13 protein-coding genes are annotated in these 16,004 nt (G+C 71.3%); 2 read left to right on the plus strand and 11 right to left on the minus strand.

Translation table 11 applies throughout. The features are described 5' to 3' along the window. Positions 1–67: 67 nt before the first annotated feature. The 8 genes from ACBI99_RS34265 to rpmE form a co-directional block, all read right to left on the minus strand. Positions 68–1,354 carry an MraY family glycosyltransferase gene (locus ACBI99_RS34265; protein ID WP_357591292.1) on the minus strand — a complete coding sequence of 429 codons (1,287 nt, stop codon included), beginning with the start codon at positions 1,352–1,354 and terminating at the stop codon, positions 68–70. Positions 1,355–1,411: 57 nt separating this feature from the next. Then, the gene (glyA, locus tag ACBI99_RS34270) at positions 1,412–2,677 is read right to left on the minus strand and encodes a serine hydroxymethyltransferase (RefSeq protein WP_219505877.1); all 1,266 of its coding nucleotides are present in this window, start codon (positions 2,675–2,677) and stop codon (positions 1,412–1,414) included. A 45-nt stretch (positions 2,678–2,722) separates the two neighbouring features. Then, entirely contained in the window at positions 2,723–3,100 is a 378-nt protein-coding gene (locus ACBI99_RS34275; protein ID WP_219505879.1) for a hypothetical protein, read from the minus strand. Beyond that, a complete protein-coding gene (locus ACBI99_RS34280; RefSeq protein WP_375074338.1) occupies positions 3,100–5,301 on the minus strand; it encodes a hypothetical protein in 2,202 nt (733 codons plus the stop codon). The genes ACBI99_RS34275 and ACBI99_RS34280 overlap by 1 nt, the downstream gene beginning before the upstream one ends. A gap of 86 nt (positions 5,302–5,387) precedes the next feature. After that, positions 5,388–6,044, minus strand: coding sequence for an L-threonylcarbamoyladenylate synthase (locus ACBI99_RS34285; RefSeq protein ID WP_375074339.1), 657 nt, complete (start codon positions 6,042–6,044; stop codon positions 5,388–5,390). Between the two features lies 1 nt (position 6,045). After that, positions 6,046–6,900, minus strand: a complete 855-nt coding sequence (gene prmC, locus ACBI99_RS34290; protein ID WP_049559024.1) for a peptide chain release factor N(5)-glutamine methyltransferase — start codon at positions 6,898–6,900, stop codon at positions 6,046–6,048. Further along, a complete protein-coding gene (gene prfA / locus ACBI99_RS34295; protein ID WP_219505883.1) occupies positions 6,897–7,949 on the minus strand; it encodes a peptide chain release factor 1 in 1,053 nt (350 codons plus the stop codon). The genes prmC and prfA overlap by 4 nt, the downstream gene beginning before the upstream one ends. A 91-nt stretch (positions 7,950–8,040) precedes the next feature. Then, entirely contained in the window at positions 8,041–8,259 is a 219-nt protein-coding gene (rpmE, locus tag ACBI99_RS34300; RefSeq protein WP_219505884.1) for a 50S ribosomal protein L31, read from the minus strand. A 211-nt stretch (positions 8,260–8,470) separates the two neighbouring features. On the opposite strand from rpmE, the gene ACBI99_RS34305 reads away from it, so the two are divergent. Then, the gene (locus tag ACBI99_RS34305) at positions 8,471–9,478 is read left to right on the plus strand and encodes a hypothetical protein (RefSeq protein ID WP_375074340.1); all 1,008 of its coding nucleotides are present in this window, start codon (positions 8,471–8,473) and stop codon (positions 9,476–9,478) included. Between the two features lie 66 nt (positions 9,479–9,544). Here ACBI99_RS34305 and rho read toward each other — a convergent pair whose 3' ends face one another. From rho to thrC, 3 genes are all read right to left on the minus strand, one after another. After that, on the minus strand, positions 9,545–11,560 hold the full coding sequence (rho, locus tag ACBI99_RS34310) for a transcription termination factor Rho (protein WP_375074341.1): 2,016 nt from the start codon (positions 11,558–11,560) through the stop codon (positions 9,545–9,547). A 457-nt stretch (positions 11,561–12,017) separates the two neighbouring features. Next, on the minus strand, positions 12,018–12,935 hold the full coding sequence (gene thrB, locus ACBI99_RS34315; protein ID WP_375074342.1) for a homoserine kinase: 918 nt from the start codon (positions 12,933–12,935) through the stop codon (positions 12,018–12,020). A 370-nt stretch (positions 12,936–13,305) separates the two neighbouring features. Next, positions 13,306–14,364 carry a threonine synthase gene (thrC, locus tag ACBI99_RS34320; RefSeq protein ID WP_219505888.1) on the minus strand — a complete coding sequence of 353 codons (1,059 nt, stop codon included), beginning with the start codon at positions 14,362–14,364 and terminating at the stop codon, positions 13,306–13,308. Between the two features lie 199 nt (positions 14,365–14,563). Here thrC and ACBI99_RS34325 point away from each other — a divergent pair, with 199 nt between their 5' ends. Beyond that, complete coding sequence (locus tag ACBI99_RS34325; RefSeq protein ID WP_375074343.1) at positions 14,564–16,003, plus strand: glycosyltransferase; 1,440 nt, start codon at positions 14,564–14,566, stop codon at positions 16,001–16,003. The last annotated feature ends 1 nt before the right edge of the window (position 16,004 follow it).

The following is a 16,004-nucleotide window of genomic DNA, read 5'->3' on the forward strand; positions in this document are numbered from 1 at the left end:
CCCCTGCTCGTGAAAGATATCACAAGCTCACGGAAGACCGCTTTTACCTGTGGTTTCTAGTTCACGATCATGAACGGCCCGGGTAGACCGGAATGACCGGGTTACGCTCCGCGCTCGCCCGGTCCTGCTGCGACGGGCCCGCCTCCGGCGGCATCCGCCGCCTGACCTCGGACTCCGGCACGATCGGCGGCATCGGGCCGGTGGGCGGGCCGTCGTCGTCATGGTCTCCGCCGGCCCTGCGCGCGCCGCCCCTGCCCCGCCACCGGGGCGCGGCCATCAGCAGCACCAGCACCGCCAGCGCCACCACGATCACGATCGGGAACAGCAGCACCGGCACACCCCACGTCGCCATCGCCACGATGCCGAACGCGAACACGAACGCCCACGCGTACATGATCAGCACCGAACGGCGGTGCGAGTGGCCGATGTCCATCAGCCGGTGGTGCAGGTGACCGCGGTCGGGCGCGAACGGCGACATGCCGTGAGAGGTGCGCCGCACGACGGCGGTGATCAGGTCGATCAGCGGCAGGACCAGCACGCCCGCCGGGACCAGCAGCGGCAGCAGCACGCCGAAGCGGTTGATGCCCTCGATGACCGACGGGTCGACCGGCGTCACGGTGACGATCGACGACGCCAGCACCAGGCCGATCAGCATCGCCCCGGTGTCGCCCATGAAGATCTTGGCCGGATGGAAGTTGTGCGGCAGGAAGCCCAGGCAGGTGCCGATGAGGACGGCGGCGATCGCCGCGGTCGTCGTGATGCGGTCACCCGAGATGCTCTGCGCGAGAAAGATCGAATAGGCCCAGGTCGCCATGCCCGCGATGCACACGATCCCGGCCGCCAGCCCGTCGAGCCCGTCGACGAAGTTGACCGCGTTGATCGCCACCACCACGACGAGGATCGTGATGATCGTGCTCAGCGTGTAGTCGAGGCTGGTGGAGCCGCCCCAGTCCTTCGGCAGCGGGATGTAGGTCAGCCGCAGGCCGAAGGCGACCAGCACCCCGGCCGCCGCGATCTGGCCAGCCAGCTTGATGAAGGGGTCCATGCCCCACCAGTCGTCCAGGAAGCCCGTCACCGTGATCAAACCGCCGGCCACGATGAGCGCCAGCACCGGCTGGCCCTCCGCGACGCCCAGCGCCCGGCCCGTGTTGGCCAGCTCGCTCGCGATCAGCAGGCCCGCGACCAGCCCGCCGTACATCGCCAGCCCGCCCAGCCTGGGCGTCGGCGTGGTGTGCACGTCACGTTCGCGAATCTCCGGCGCCGCCCCGATGCGGATGGCGAAGCGGCGCACCAGCGGGACGAGCAGATACGTCACCGCGGCCGCGACGAGTGCCATGAACAGATATTCGCGCACGGACCTAGTTTCCCGGATGCTCCGGCCGGCTGTGACCGGAAAACGACACAGACCAGCTTAATATTCGCTGAGATATGGCCGATGTATGGCGACGAGAGCGGCCACCCTTTCCCGGACCTCCGCCGCCGCACCAGGCTCTCGCACCACCCGCGCGACCAGCGACCCGATCTCCTTCAATTCCTGGAGCCCCATCCCCTGCGTCGTCACGCACGGCGTGCCCACCCTGATCCCCGACGTCACGGCGGGCGGCTCCGGGTCGTACGGGATCGCGTTGCGGTTGAGCGTGATGCCGGCCGCCGCGCACCTGCGCTCCGCCTCCGCGCCGGAAACCCCCAGCTCACGCAGGTCGATCAGGGCCAGATGCGTGTCGGTGCCGCCCGACACCGGGCGCATCCCCTCCGCCGCCAGCGTGTCGCACAGCGCCCGCGCGTTGGCCACCACCTGCCGCGCGTAGCCGGCGAACTCCGGCCGCAACGCCTCCCCGAACGCCACCGCCTTCGCCGCCACCGCGTGCATCAGCGGCCCGCCCTGGATGAACGGGAACACCGCCCGGTCGATCCGCGCCGCCAGCTCCTCCGTGCACAGGATCCCGCCGCCGCGCGGCCCGCGCAGCGCCTTGTGCGTGGTGAACGTGACCACGTCCGCGTACGGCACCGCCGACGGGATCGCCCCGCCCGCCATCAGCCCGATCGGGTGCGCCATGTCCGCCAGCAGCCACGCGCCCACCTCGTCCGCGATGCCGCGGAACACGCCGTAGTCGATCAGCCTCGGGTACGCCGTCGCCCCGCACACGATCAGCTTCGGCCGATGCCGCAACGCCAGGTCACGCACCTCGTCGTAGTCGATGAGCTCGGTGTCACGGCGCACCCCGTAGGAGGCCACGTCGAACCAGCGGCCCGAGAAGTTCACCCGCGAGCCGTGCGTCAGATGGCCGCCGTGCGGCAGCGCCATCGCCAGCATCGTGTCGCCCGGCTGCAACAGCGCCGCGTACGCGGCCAGGTTCGCCGACGCGCCCGAATGCGGCTGCACGTTCGCGTGCTCCGCGCCGAACAGCTCACGCGCCCGGTCGATCGCCAGCCGCTCCGCCCGGTCCACCACCTCGCAGCCGCCGTAGTAGCGCCGCCCCGGGTAGCCCTCCGCGTACTTGTTGCTCAACGTCGAGCCCAGCGCCGCCAGCACCGCGGGCGAGGTGAAGTTCTCGCTCGCGATCAGCTGCAGGCCGCCGCGCACCCGCGCCATCTCGTCGAGCAGCACCTGCGCGACCTCGGGATCTTGCTCCCGCAGCCGCCCGAAGTCGGGCCCGTAGTCGGGTGTCGCACCCATGATCCCACTGTACGACCGAGTGTCCGGATTTCCCACTTCCCCGGCTCAGGAGAACGCGTGCGGCGCGCCGATCGGGCTCGGGATCCAGCGCGGCGTGTCGGCCGCCTCGTCGCTGATCGACGTCAGCACCGCCTGCCGGTAGAGCGCCAGCCTCGACCGCCACTCGCCGATGTCCTCCACATACCGGCCGCCCACCGGCGCGTCCCACGTCTGCGGGCTCCTGGCCAGCTGGTAAGCCTTGTCCAGCGCCGCCGACATGCTCTCCAGCAGCGGCATCACGTTCTGCCACGCCGTCACCAGGCGCTGGTAGTCGGGGTTGAACTCCCACGCCCTCGGCTGGCCGTCCAGCGGGCCGCCGCCCCCGGCCTTGGGCGGCATCTCCCCCGGCTGCCTCGGCCTCGGCGCGGGCGGATCGACGTACATCACACGCTCCTCTCCTGCGTCCGCGGATCGACCGGCCCGTCAGGCCCGTTGTCCTCAGGCGCCTCGACCGACGGCATGTCCATCGGGCGCACCTCTGTCACGCTCTCGACCAGGGCCCGGATCGCCTCCTGGCTCGGCGGCCTCACCTCGACCGACACCACCCCGCCGTCACCCTGCCTCTCCCGGTACGCCCCCTCGCCCCGCCGGGGCTCCTGCTCCGTGGAGCCGCCGGGCTGCGGGTCCGGGTTGCCGGAACCGCCGGGGTACGGGTTACGGGGCTGCTGGTCCTGACCGGAGGGGCTGCCGGGCTGCGGGTCCGGGTTTGCGGAGCCACCGGGGTACGGGTTACGGGGTTGCTGGTCCTGACCGGAGGAGCCGCCGGGCTGTCGGTCTTGGCTTGTGGAGCCGGCGGGCTGTTGATCCTGGCCGGTGGAGCCGCCGGGCTGTTGGTCCTGGCCCGGGGAACCGCCGGGCTGTGGCTTCTGGTCGATGGGGGCGTCGGGTTGACGGTCTCGGTCGGGGGCGGGTTGGGAGGGTTCCGGGCAGTCCCGGGGGGCTTGTGCACTGTCGGGTTGGCGGGGGTCGGCGGCGTCCTGCGTGCCGTTCCGGCCGCCGTCGACGGGGGTGTCGGGTGCGCCGCCGACTGCCGGCGGTGTGCTGGTCCCGCCCTGCGCTTCAGGGCCGCCGTATCCGCCCACTGCGCTGCCCGCTTCGCCGCCCGTGACGCCGCCTTGGGCACCGCCCGCTATGCCGCCCGTGACGCCGCCTGCCGCTCCGCCGTGCACGCCGTCGCCCAGGCCGCCGTACGCTCCTGGGGCTCCGCCTGAGACGCCCCCAGGTGCGCCTCCTACGGCGCCATCCGGGACGCCCGCCGTGCCCAGGGGGGCGGCGCCTCCCTGGGCTGGTGGGCCGCCGTAGCCGCCTTCTGCGGCGGGCAGGGGGTGGGGCTGGTACTCGCGGGCGTTCTCCGTCACCGTGCCGAGGGCTTCGGGGTCGAGAGGGTGGCCTCCGATCGAGATCACGTTGGCACCGTCGCCACCCGCACCCGTGCCTGCGACGCTCTGGGCGGTGGATCCGGCGCCTCCGGTGGCTGAGTCCGGTGGCGGGGTCGGTGGTACGACGAAGCCTTGCCCGTCGTTACGTGGCGCCTCAGGGGTGCCGTTCTGCGCGCCGTTCTGGGCGCCGTTGTGGCCGCCGTTCTGGGCGGCGTCACGTACGGGCGCGTCGTCGGGCCGGCCGTTGCCGGGCTGTTTGTCGCAGTCGTCCGTGGTGGTCGGGGGCTGCGTACCAGTGGAGTCGTCGGGCGTCGACGGCATGTCGGCGGGCTGGGCGCGGTCGAGGTTGTCGAGGATGCCTTCAAGCTCTCTGGCCGTGGGCGGGTCCAGGGGGATCTGGAGCACCTTGGTGCCGTCGACCTCGACGACCTGCGGCCTGCTGGGGTCGGGGTCGTCGGGGTGGTCCTTGCCTGGGGTGTCGGCTATGTCCTGGTCGCGGTTGCAGTCCTGGTCCTGTTCGCCGCTGCGGTCCGGCTCGGCGCCGTGGTCTCGCCTGCTGCCCCGGTCCTCGTCCTTCGGCTCGTCCTTCGCCTCAGGCTTTCCGTCGGCGTCGGGCTTGCCGTCAGGCTTGGCGTCTGCCTCAGGCTTTCCGTCCGGCTTGGTGTCCGCCTCGGGCTTGCCGTCCGGCTTGGTGTCCGCATCTGGTTTGTCCGGCTTGCCTTCGGGCTTGGCGTCCGGCTTGTCGCCCGCGTCCGGCTTGTCGCCCGCGTCCGGCTTTCCGTCCGCTTCGGGCTTGCCCTCCGGTTTGGCGTCCGGCTTGGGGTCGGGCTTGGTGTCCGCTTCGGGCTTGCCTTCGGGCTTGGTCTCGCCCTCCGGCTTTCCGTCCGGCTTGCCGTTCGCGTCCGGTTTGGGGTCCGGCTTCGGGTCCGGCTTGGCCGTGGGGGTGTCGTCCGTGGTGGGGAGGGAGGGCTTGGGCGGGTCGGCCCGCTTCTCCAGCACCGCGAGCCGGGCCTTGACGTCCTTGACCATGCGGTCGGCGGCGTCCGCGATCTGGACCGGGCGGTGGGTGGTCTGGGTCGAGAGCCCGGCGGTGGACATGATCTGCGTGACCCGGGCCTCGACGCGGCGCAGCTCGGCCGTGGCCCGCTCCGTCTCGGCCAGCAGCTCACGGACCAGCTTGGGATCCATGCCGTCGAACTTGCCCATGGGTCACTCCCGGACGTCGCAGCTCCGGGCTCAACCGTAGGCACGTGGCACCGCCCGGCGCAGCCGGGATAGCCAGACGGTATATCTCAGTCCTCGGTGGCGACGTACCCGATGATGCCCCGCAGCTTCTCGACGGGGATGCTGCCGCGGCGCAGCAGGCGGGGCACGGCGGTGGTGAGGTCGAGGATGGTCGAGGGCGTGTTGTCGCTGGTCCTGCCGCCGTCGAGGTAGACCGAGACGGACTCGCCGAGCTGCTCCTCGGCCTCGGCGGCCGTGACGGCGGCCGGGGCGCCGGAGCGGTTGGCGGAGGAGACGGCCATCGGGCCGGTCTCCTTGAGCAGGTCGAGCGCGACGGGGTGGAGCGGCATGCGCACGGCCACGGTGCCCTTGGTGTCGCCGAGGTCCCACGACAGGGCGCGGTTGGCCTTGCAGACAAGGGTCAGCGGCCCGGGCCAGAACGCGTCGATGAGGTCCTGGCCGTAGGGGCCGAGGTCCTCGACGAGCGCGTTGGCGGCGCGTACGGTGCCGACGAGGACGGGCGGCGGCATGTCGCGGCCACGGCCCTTGGCCTCGAGCAGCGAGGTGACGGCCGCGGCCGTGAAGGCGTCGCAGCCGATGCCGTAGACCGTGTCGGTCGGCAGCACCACGAGCTCGCCCCGGCCGACGGCGGTGGTCGCCTCGCGCAGGCCCTCGGCCCGCTGGTCGGCGTCGGTGCAGTCAAAGCGTCTTCCCACGGCGTGCATCCTAGTCCTGGCCGAGTCGGGCGGTGACGAAGCGGTCCCTGCGGGTGAGGTCCTGGCGCAGCCGTACGTCGCGCCAGCCGTTGTCCTCGGGGAAGGTGAGGTAGACCGACCGGCCCTGCTCGTCGGCGTGCTCGACGGCGACCCAGCCGCCGGGGCGCAGCAGCCGCCGGGCGGTGCGCTCGACGGCCCGGACCTCGCCGAGGCCGTCGTCGCCGGTGCCGTAGAGGGCGCGCGCCGGGTCGTAGTCGCGCACCTCGGGGTCACGCGGGATCGCGCCGGGCGGGATGTAGGGCGGGTTGGAGATGACCAGGTCGACCTTGCCGTTGAGCTCGGGCAGCGCTTCGGCGAGGTCGTCGGGGTGCAGGTGGGTGCGGCCCTGGCCGTGCTCGGTGATGTTGCGCTTGGCCCAGCTGTAGGCCCGGGGGTCGACCTCGACGGCGTGCACCTCGGCCAGGGCCACTTCCTGGGCGATGGACAGCGCGATCGCGCCGGAGCCGGTGCCGAGGTCGACGACGAGCGGCGCGGTGACGTCCATGGCGCGCAGCGTCTCGATGGCCCATCCGGCCATGACCTCGGTCTCGGGCCGTGGCACGAACACGCCGGGGCCGACGTCGAGCTCCAGGTAGCGGAAGTAGGCGTGGCCGGTGATGTGCTGGAGTGGCTCGCGGGCTTCACGCCGGGCGACGCCCTCCCAGAACAGCGCGTCGAAGTCGGCGTCCTTGACGGTGTGCAGCTCGCTCCGGCGCACGCCGTGGACGAACGCCGCGATCTCCTCGGCGTCGGTGCGCGGGGACGGCACACCCGCCTCTGCCAGCCGCGCGGTGGCGAGGGCGATCTCGTCCAGCAGGAATGTCATGAGTGTTGTGCGAGCTTCTCCGCCATTTCGGCGTCGATGAGGGCCTGGGTGACGGCGTTCAGCTCGCCGTCGAGAACCTGGTCGAGGTTATACGCCTTGAAGCCGACGCGGTGGTCGGAGATGCGGTTTTCCGGGAAGTTGTAGGTGCGGACGCGCTCGGAGCGGTCGACGGTGCGCACCTGCGACTTGCGTTCGGCCTGCGCGGCGGCGTCGGCCTCCTCCTGGGCGATGGCCAGCAGCCGGGCGCGCAGGATGCGCATCGCCGACTCCTTGTTCTGCAGCTGGCTCTTCTCGTTCTGGCAGGAGACGACGACGCCGGTGGGCAGGTGGGTGATGCGCACGGCGGAGTCGGTGGTGTTGACGCTCTGGCCGCCGGGGCCGCTGGAGCGGTAGACGTCGATGCGCAGGTCGTTGGGGTCGACCTGGACCTCGACGTCCTCGGCCTCGGGGTAGACCAGCACGCCGGCGGCGCTGGTGTGGATGCGGCCCTGCGACTCGGTGACGGGCACCCGCTGCACGCGGTGCACGCCGCCCTCGTACTTGAGCCTGGACCACACGCCGTCGTCGCCCTTGGCCTTGATCGCGACCGTGACGTCCTTGTAGCCGCCGAGGTCGGACGGCTGGCTGTCGATGATCTCGGTCTTCCAGCCGATGCGCTCGGCGTAGCGCAGGTACATGCGCAGCAGGTCGCCGGCGAACAGCGCGGACTCCTCACCGCCCTCGCCCGCCTTGATCTCCATGATGATGTCCTTGTCATCGTTGGGATCACGCGGGATGAGCAGGTGTTTGAGCCGTTCCTCCAGCTGGGGGATGCGCGTCTCGATCTCGGCGGCCTCTTCGGCGAACGCCTCGTCCTCGCGGGCCAGCTCCTTGGCGGCCGTCAGGTCCTCGCGGGCCGTCTCCAGCTCGCGGTAGGTGCCGACGATCGGGGTGAGCTGCGCGTAACGCTTGCCGAGCGTGCGGGCCCTGCCCTGGTCGGCGTGCACGGCGGGATCGGCGAGCTGCATCTCCAGCTCGGAATACTCCTTGAGCAACTCGTCGAGGTTCACCGTGGGTCCTTCGTCGTGCGGGTGGGCGGGCCGTGCACCAAGAAACGCCGGCCCGGCGCACGCGGGTGCGTCGGAGCCGGCGTCGCTGAAGCTACTTGCCCGAGGCCTTCTTGCCGAAGCGCTTCTCGAAGCGCGCCACCCGGCCGCCGGTGTCGAGGATCTTCTGCTTGCCCGTGTAGAACGGGTGGCAGGCGGAGCACACGTCGGCGTGGATGACGCCGTTCTTGGCGGTGCTGCGGGTGGTGAACGTGTTGCCGCAGGTGCAGGTGACCTGGGTCACGTGGTAGTCGGGGTGGATGTCGGGCTTCATGGTTTTCCTTTCGGGGTGCGGTCGCCGGGTCGCCTCTGAGCTCATGGCGGGAACCGGTACCGCAGCAAGCGGTCGGCTACCAGTGTGCCAGATGGTTCAACCAGCCCGGGCCACCGGCCATTCCCCGATCTTCCCCCGGTCTTCACTGCGGCGTCACGCTAGGCTCCCCCGCACATACCATCACTTTCACCACCGAAGGGTCACTCATCGGATGAGAAGAACGGTGCGGTCGCTGATAGCGGCCGCCACGGGGGTCGCTGTTCTGTTCGGGGGTCCTGCCGCAGCCGCCCAGGAGGCCAAGCAGCCGGACTTCACCAGTGCCGGCTGGTCCGGCGCGTACGTCCCGCTCCAGGGGGAGACGGGAGCGACGGCCACGCTGAAGCTCAGGGACCCGGAGACGGTCAAGGGCGTGAAGGGCGCCATCGAAGCCCCGGGCAAGGCCGAACGGCCCGTCACGTTCGACGTGAAGCCCGGCGAGGCCGTGGTGACCGGCCGCTGGGCCATCGGCGCGAACGACTCGCCCGGCGACTGGAAGCTCACCGTCACCGTCACGCGCGACGCCCCGCGTGACAACACCTTCAGCGTCAAGGTCGCCGGCAAGCAGAGCATCACCGACGCCTCCGTCACCCCCGACCCCGTCAGGCTCGTCAAGGGCAAGGACGTGGAGGTCAAGGTCGAGGCCGCGGTCAAGGGCGCCCGGACGGTGACGGCCAAGCTGCGCAGCGACACGACGAGGAAGTTCTACGACCTCGGCGTCATGGCGCTGGAGCCCGACGGCCACCACAGAGGCTCCACGTACTTCAGCGACGACACCGCGCCCGGCGCGTGGACGCTGGAGGTGTACGCGACCCGCGGCGGCGAGGCGCTCAAGGGCGTCGTCCCGTTCACCGTCGAGGCCCCGGCCGCCGGCGTCAGCCGCAAGGCCACCGCCAGGGTCACCATCAGCGCCGCCAAGAAGGTCAAGCAGGGCAGGAGCTTCAAGGTGTACGGCAAGGCGTACCGGGGGGCCAAGCCGTACAAGGGCACGAAGCTGCGCATCTACTTCAAGGCCAAGGGCACCAAGACGTACAAGCTCGTCGCGTACGCGAAGACGAACGCCTCCGGCAGGTACACCCGCACGTTCAAGGCCGTGAAGGACGGCTACTACCGCGTCAGGTCGCTCGCCACGAGCAAGACGCGCGGCGCGCTGTCGCCGCAGCGGCTCGTGGACGTCCGCTAGAACGCAGCCCTGACACACGCGGAAGCGGCGGGGGGGGATCCTCCCGCCGCTTCCGTTTCGTACGCGCTAGTCGCGGTCGTTGCTCACCGTGGTCTTCTGGACCTGGAGCAGGAACTCCGCGTTGGACTTGGTCTCCTTCATCTTCTCCAGGAGCAGCTCCAGCGCCTGCTGCATGTCGAGCGCGTGCAGCACCCGGCGCAGCTTCCAGACGATCTGGAGCTCTTCCTTGGCCATGAGGATCTCTTCCTTACGGGTGCCGGACGCGTCGACGTCCACCGCGGGGAAGATGCGCTTGTCGGCCAGGGAGCGGTTGAGCTTGAGCTCCATGTTGCCGGTGCCCTTGAACTCCTCGAAGATGACCTCGTCCATCTTGGACCCGGTCTCGACCAGGGCCGTGGCGAGGATCGTCAGCGAGCCGCCGTTCTCGATGTTGCGGGCGGCGCCGAAGAAGCGCTTGGGCGGGTAGAGGGCCGTGGAGTCGACACCACCCGACAGGATGCGCCCGGACGCCGGGGCCGCCAGGTTGTAGGCGCGGCCGAGCCGGGTGATCGAGTCGAGCAGGACGACCACGTCGTGGCCCAGCTCCACCAGGCGCTTGGCGCGCTCGATGGCGAGCTCGGCGACCGTGGTGTGGTCCTCGGCCGGACGGTCGAAGGTCGAGTGGATGACCTCGCCCTTGACCGACCGCTGCATGTCGGTGACCTCTTCGGGCCGCTCGTCCACGAGCACGACCATCAGGTGGCACTCGGGGTTGTTGCGGGTGATCGCGTTGGCGATCGACTGCAGCACCATCGTCTTGCCGGCCTTGGGCGGCGAGACGATGAGACCGCGCTGGCCCTTGCCGATCGGCGACACGAGGTCGATGATCCGCGTGGTCAGGATGTTGTGCTCGGTCTCCAGGCGCAGGCGCTCCTGCGGGTAGAGAGGCGTGAGCTTGTTGAAGTCGGGCCGGTTGCGGGCCTGCTCCGGGTCCATGCCGTTGACGGTGTCGAGGCGGACCAGGGCGTTGAACTTCTCGCGGCGCTCGCCCTCGCGCGGCTGGCGGACGGCGCCGGTGATGACGTCGCCCTTGCGCAGGCCGTTGCGGCGGATCTGGGCCAGCGAGACGTACACGTCGTTGCTGCCCGGCAGGTAGCCGCTCGTCCTGACGAACGCGTAGTTGTCGAGGATGTCGAGGATGCCGGCGATCGGGATGAGGACGTCGTCGTCGCCGATCACGGGCTCGCTGCTGTCGAAGCGGTCACGGCCACGGCCGCGGTTGCGCTCCCTGAACCGGCCGCGCCGGCCACGGCCGCCGCGCTCGTCGTCGTCGCCGCCCCGCTGGTCACCGCGCTGGTCGCCACGCTGGTCGCCGCGCTGGTCACGCTGGTCGCCGCGGCTGCCGGAGTCGGCGGTCCGCTGGTCGGCGCGACCGTCACGACCGTCGCGACCGTCACGACCGCCGTCGCGGCTGTCACGGGTGTCGCGGGCGCCGTCACGGCTGTCGCGGGTGTCGCGGGCGGCATCGCGGCCGCCCTCGCCGCGGTCGTTGCCGGAGCGGTCACCGCGGTCACGGCGCTCGCCGCGGCTGCGGCGCTCACGACGGCTCTCGCCGCGCTCGCCACGCGAGTCGCCCTGCGGCGCCTCCGCAGGCTGCACGGGCTGTACGGGCTGCTCGACGACCGACTCGGCCGGAGCCGCCACGGGCTCGGCGACCGGGGCCGCGGCCACCGGCTCGGGGGCCTGCACCGCGGGTTCGTCAGCGGTCTTCACACGGGAACGTTCCCGGCGCGTCCTGGTGGGCCGCTCGGCGGCCGGGGCCGCGTCGACCGCGGCAGGCGCCTCGGCCGCCGCAGCGGGGGCGCCGTCTCCCGTGCCACCCTGCTTCTCCTGGATGGCCGCGATGAGCTGGCTCTTCCGCATGCGCCCGGTCCCGCTGATGCCCAGTTCGGCGGCCATCTTCTGCAGCTCGGGCAGCACCTTGGCGGACAGGCCGGTGCCGGAGCGACGCGCACGAGGCTTGGCCGCGGCGCGGGTGGGGGTGTCGCCGGACGCCGCAGATGTGCCTGGTGCGTCGGAGAGGAGTTCGGTGGTGTCGCTCAACTAAAAGGTCCTTCCCAGGGGTCGGGCGCCGGTTTCGTTCAGCCGGGCGTCCCGGAGGTGCTTGCGATCCGGCGGGACAGACCGGGTCGGGGTGCACTTTGCGATCTTCGGCCGCCGCTGGGGACGGTCGCGACTCTTGGCCAGGGGTTCTTCCGCGCAGTCACAGAGCCGTGACGCTTGGCTGACACCCCCGAGATTGCTGCCGCCAGCCAGATGTCGAGGTGATTCGAACGCGCAGCTCCCCGTCGTCGCCACCTCACGTCGGGCCAACCGGGTGTGGGCCAACCGGAGGCAACGGATTCCGGGGAGACAGCCGCGCTGCTCACGCCTCGCGACGTGAAGCATGATGCAGCGATGTACGGCTGACAAGCACGCACCCAACAAGGGGGCATCTGGTGCGGCTATCAGCCTAACATCACCAGCGCACACGGCTATTCCCTGAAGGTCTAAAGAGGCATCAGCGTGTCTCGGGGAACTGAACGGTCGCACCACCAGGGTCGACGTCCATTAGCTGGATGTGCCAGTCATTACCCACTTCTGGCGCGATCAAATCCTGCGAATCCGAGGTCGAAAACGCAAGGACCGTGGGACCCGCTCCCGAAACGACCGCGGGCACGCCCACTGCACGCAGACGTTCTACCAGATCCACGCTCTCAGGCATCGCAGGCGCGCGGTAGTGCTGGTGGAGCCTGTCTTCGGTGGCGGCGAGCAGCAGCGCCCGATCCGGGCTCCGGGTCAGCGCCGCGATCAGCAACGCGGCCCGGCCGGCGTTGAAGGAGGCGTCCTTGTGGGGCACGTCCTTCGGCAGCAGCCCCCGGGCGGTCTCCGTCGACAGCCGCGTCGCCGGAACGAGCACGACAGGACGGACGCCCGCGTCGGGAACCAGCTTCACCCTACGCGGTGCGCCGTCATGCTCGGTCCAGGCGATCGTCAGGCCCCCGGCCAGGCACGGGGCGACGTTGTCGGGGTGCCCTTCCATCTCGGTCGCCAGCGCCAGCACGTCGTCGTCGCTCAGCACCGCGTCGCCGTGCGTCGCGGCGGCCAGGCTCCGGGCCGCGAGGATGCCCGCGCAGACGGCCGCCGACGAGCTGCCCAGGCCGCGCGCGTGCGGGATGCTGTTACGGCAGTGCATGCGGATCCCGGCGGGCTGGGGCAGACCCATCCGGTCGTACGTCTTCCGCATCGCCCTGACGACGAGATGGCCCTCACCGGTGTCCACCTCACCGGCGCCCTCGCCCTCGACGGTCACCCGCGCCCCGTCGCCGTCGAGCGTCACCCGTACGTGGTCGTACAGGCTCAGCGCCAGGCCCAGGGAGTCGAACCCGGGGCCCAGGTTCGCCGACGTGGCCGGCACGCGGATGTCAACGGTGGTCATTCATCGGCCCTTTCTTCGTGGGGCGTGCCGGTTCTCGCACGCCCCCTCCGCACACACCTGCCTCCGACGCACACCCCGAGCCCGGGACGTACGCCGTGAGGCCGTGCCGTTCGTGAGGCCCTCGCCTCCACCCTGGGCGCCGTACCGGGGCGCCGAGCTCCACCGCACCCCAAACCGCCGTACCGGCGCCGGGAGGGCGTTCGGCTCCCCCGCCCTGGGCTCCGTTCCAGGGCGCCGGGCTCCGGCGTACACCGACTCGCCGTACCGGCGCTGGGAGGGGGGACGGCGGGTGGGTTCTCGGGCGTGTTCTCGTCTCCCTCCCCGTCCCCCAGGGCGGTGGGGAGGGGGTGCCGCCCTGGGGCGGGCATGGTCAGGCGAGGCCGAGAGCTGCGGCGGCCGCGTGGACGTCGATGGGGATGGTGACCGGCGAGGGGGCGCCGGAGATGGCCCAGTCGGGGTCCTTGAGGCCGTTGCCGGTGACCGTGCAGACGATCCGCTGCCCCGGCTCGACGAGGCCCTGGGCGTGGGCCTGGAGGAGGCCGGCGACGCTGGCCGCCGAGGCGAGCTCGACGAAGACGCCCTCTTCCTGGGCGAGGAGCTTGTAGGCGGCGGCGATCTGCCGGTCGGTGACCGACTGGATGGCGCCGCCGGACTCGTCGCGGGCCGCGGTGGCGAGCTGCCAGGAGGCGGGGTTGCCGATGCGGATGGCCGTGGCAATGGTGTGGGGGTGGGTGACGGGGGCGCCGTCGACGATGGGCGCCGCGCCGCTGGCCTGGAAGCCGAACATGCGCGGCCGCTTGGTGGCGATGCCGTCGTCGGCGTATTCCTGGTAGCCCATCCAGTAGGCGGAGATGTTGCCGGCGTTGCCGACGGGGATGCAGTGGATGTCGGGGGCGTCGCCGAGCGTGTCGACGATCTCGAACGCCGCGGTCTTCTGCCCCTGGAGTCGGAACGGGTTGACCGAGTTGACCAGGGCGATCGGGTAGTTGGACGACAGCTTGCGCGTCATCTCCAGGCAGTCGTCGAACGAGCCCTCGACCTGGAGCAGCGTGGCGCCGTGGACGAGCGCCTGGGCGAGCTTGCCCATCGCGATCTTGCCTCGGGGCACCAGGACGGCGCAGGTGAGGCCGGCGCGGACCGCGTAGGCGGCGGCCGAGGCGGAGGTGTTGCCGGTGGAGGCGCAGATGACCGCCTTGGCCCCTTCCTCCACGGCCTTGCTGATGGCCATGGTCATGCCACGGTCCTTGAAGCTGCCCGTCGGGTTGGCGCCTTCGACCTTGAGGTAGACGTCGCAACCGGTGAGGGCGGAGACGCGGTGCGCGGGCACCAGCGGCGTCCCGCCTTCGAGGAGCGTAATGACGGGCGTCTTCGTGGTGACCGGGAGCCGCTCTCGGTACTCCTCGATGAGGCCACGCCACGACCTGCTCATTGGTCTCTCCCTACCTGCGCTGTTGGGCACCGAGTGTACGGGGTCCGCAGGGGGGAGGCGGATGGGCGTCCAGCGTGTGGACACGGGCCCTGACATCCCCATTATTCAGGAAATTCTCAGCATCCCCCGCTAGGGTCGGAGCAGGGGGTTCACAACCATGAACGCGCGTCCTGCTTTGCCGCAGAACGACTATTCAGCCTTGACGCCACCGGAGCTCGGCTCCTGGTCGCCTGCCCTGTCCGTGAGCGTGGTGATCCCCGCGCACGGCGGGCCGCATCTGGATCTGACGCTGGCGGCGCTGGCGGCGCAGACGTATCCCGGCCACCTCATGGAGGTCCTGGTCGTGGACGACGGCAGCGAGCCGCCGATCCGCCTGCCGGAGATCCGCCCGGACAACACGCGGCTCGTCCGCCCGAGCACGGGCTGGGGCATCTCCAACGCCGTCAACGCGGGCGCCAACGCCGCCGACGGCGAGATCATCCAGCGGCTCGACGCCGACATGGTGACCTGCCGCGAGCACATCGAGGCGCTGGCCCGCTGGCACCACGTGACGGACTACCTGGTCACGATCGGCATGAAGCAGTTCGTGGAGGCGCCGCCGCTGACCGCCCGCCAGGTGGCCGGGGCCGCGCATCTGGGCGAGCTGTTCGACCTGGACGCGGCGGTGCCCAGCTCGACCGAGGCGACGATCGCCAAGACCGACGGCCTGCGCAAGAGCCGCAACCCGTACCACGTCTGCACCGGCCCGACGTTCGCGCTGCCCAGGGACGTCTTCCACGCGACCGGCGGCCTCGACCCGAACGTGCTGCGCGGCGAGGACACCGAGTTCGCCTACCGGCTGGCCATGCAGGGCGTGGTGTTCGTGCCGGACCCGGAGGCGCGGGCGGTCCACCTGGGGCTGCCCGCCCAGCACCGCGACCGCGAGCGCGCCGTGCGGGCCGTCGAGCCCTACCTGGCGCACCGCATCCCGCTCCGGCGCGACCTGCGCAAGGACCGGGGCCGCCGGTGGCTGGTCCCGTACGTGGAGGTCGTCCTGGACGTGACGGACACCTCCGAGTCGGTGGTGCGGCAGGCGGTGTCGGCGGCGCTGGACGGCAAGCTGCAGGACGTGGCCGTCACGCTGGTCGGGCCGTGGTCGCGGCTGCACGACGGGCGGCGTTCGGTGCTCGGCGACCCGTGCTTCGAGCTGCGGCTGATGCGTGACCTGTTCGCGCACGACGAGCGGGTCAGGCTCATCGACGAGGCGGCGCCGACGCCCGCGCCCGCGCCGTTCCGCTACCGGGGTCCGGTGGACGTGCCGCTGCACCGGGTGACGCTGGACCGCATGATCGAGACGGTGCAGAAGGACCTGACGGGCGTGCTGGTCGTGGACCTGCCCGACGGCCGCGCCGCCCGCCTGGAGCGCACGTCGGCGCTGGCCCGGGCGTTGCTGCTCACCGGGCCCGGTGACGACCTGGACGAGGTCATCCGTGAGACCCACGGGGTGCGGCATGTGTCGCCGGAGCGTTACTGGCCGCAGCCGCCGGAGCGGCAGCCCGCGCCGGTGACGATCCCCGCGGCGCCCGGCGTCACCGCCGACGCCGAGGCCGAGCAGTCCTCGCTGTTCGGCCGCCTGAAAGCTGCCCTCCGCCCCAACTGAG

This window comes from Nonomuraea sp. ATR24 (assembly GCF_041950485.1).
In the GTDB taxonomy this organism is placed as follows: domain Bacteria; phylum Actinomycetota; class Actinomycetes; order Streptosporangiales; family Streptosporangiaceae; genus Nonomuraea; species Nonomuraea ceibae.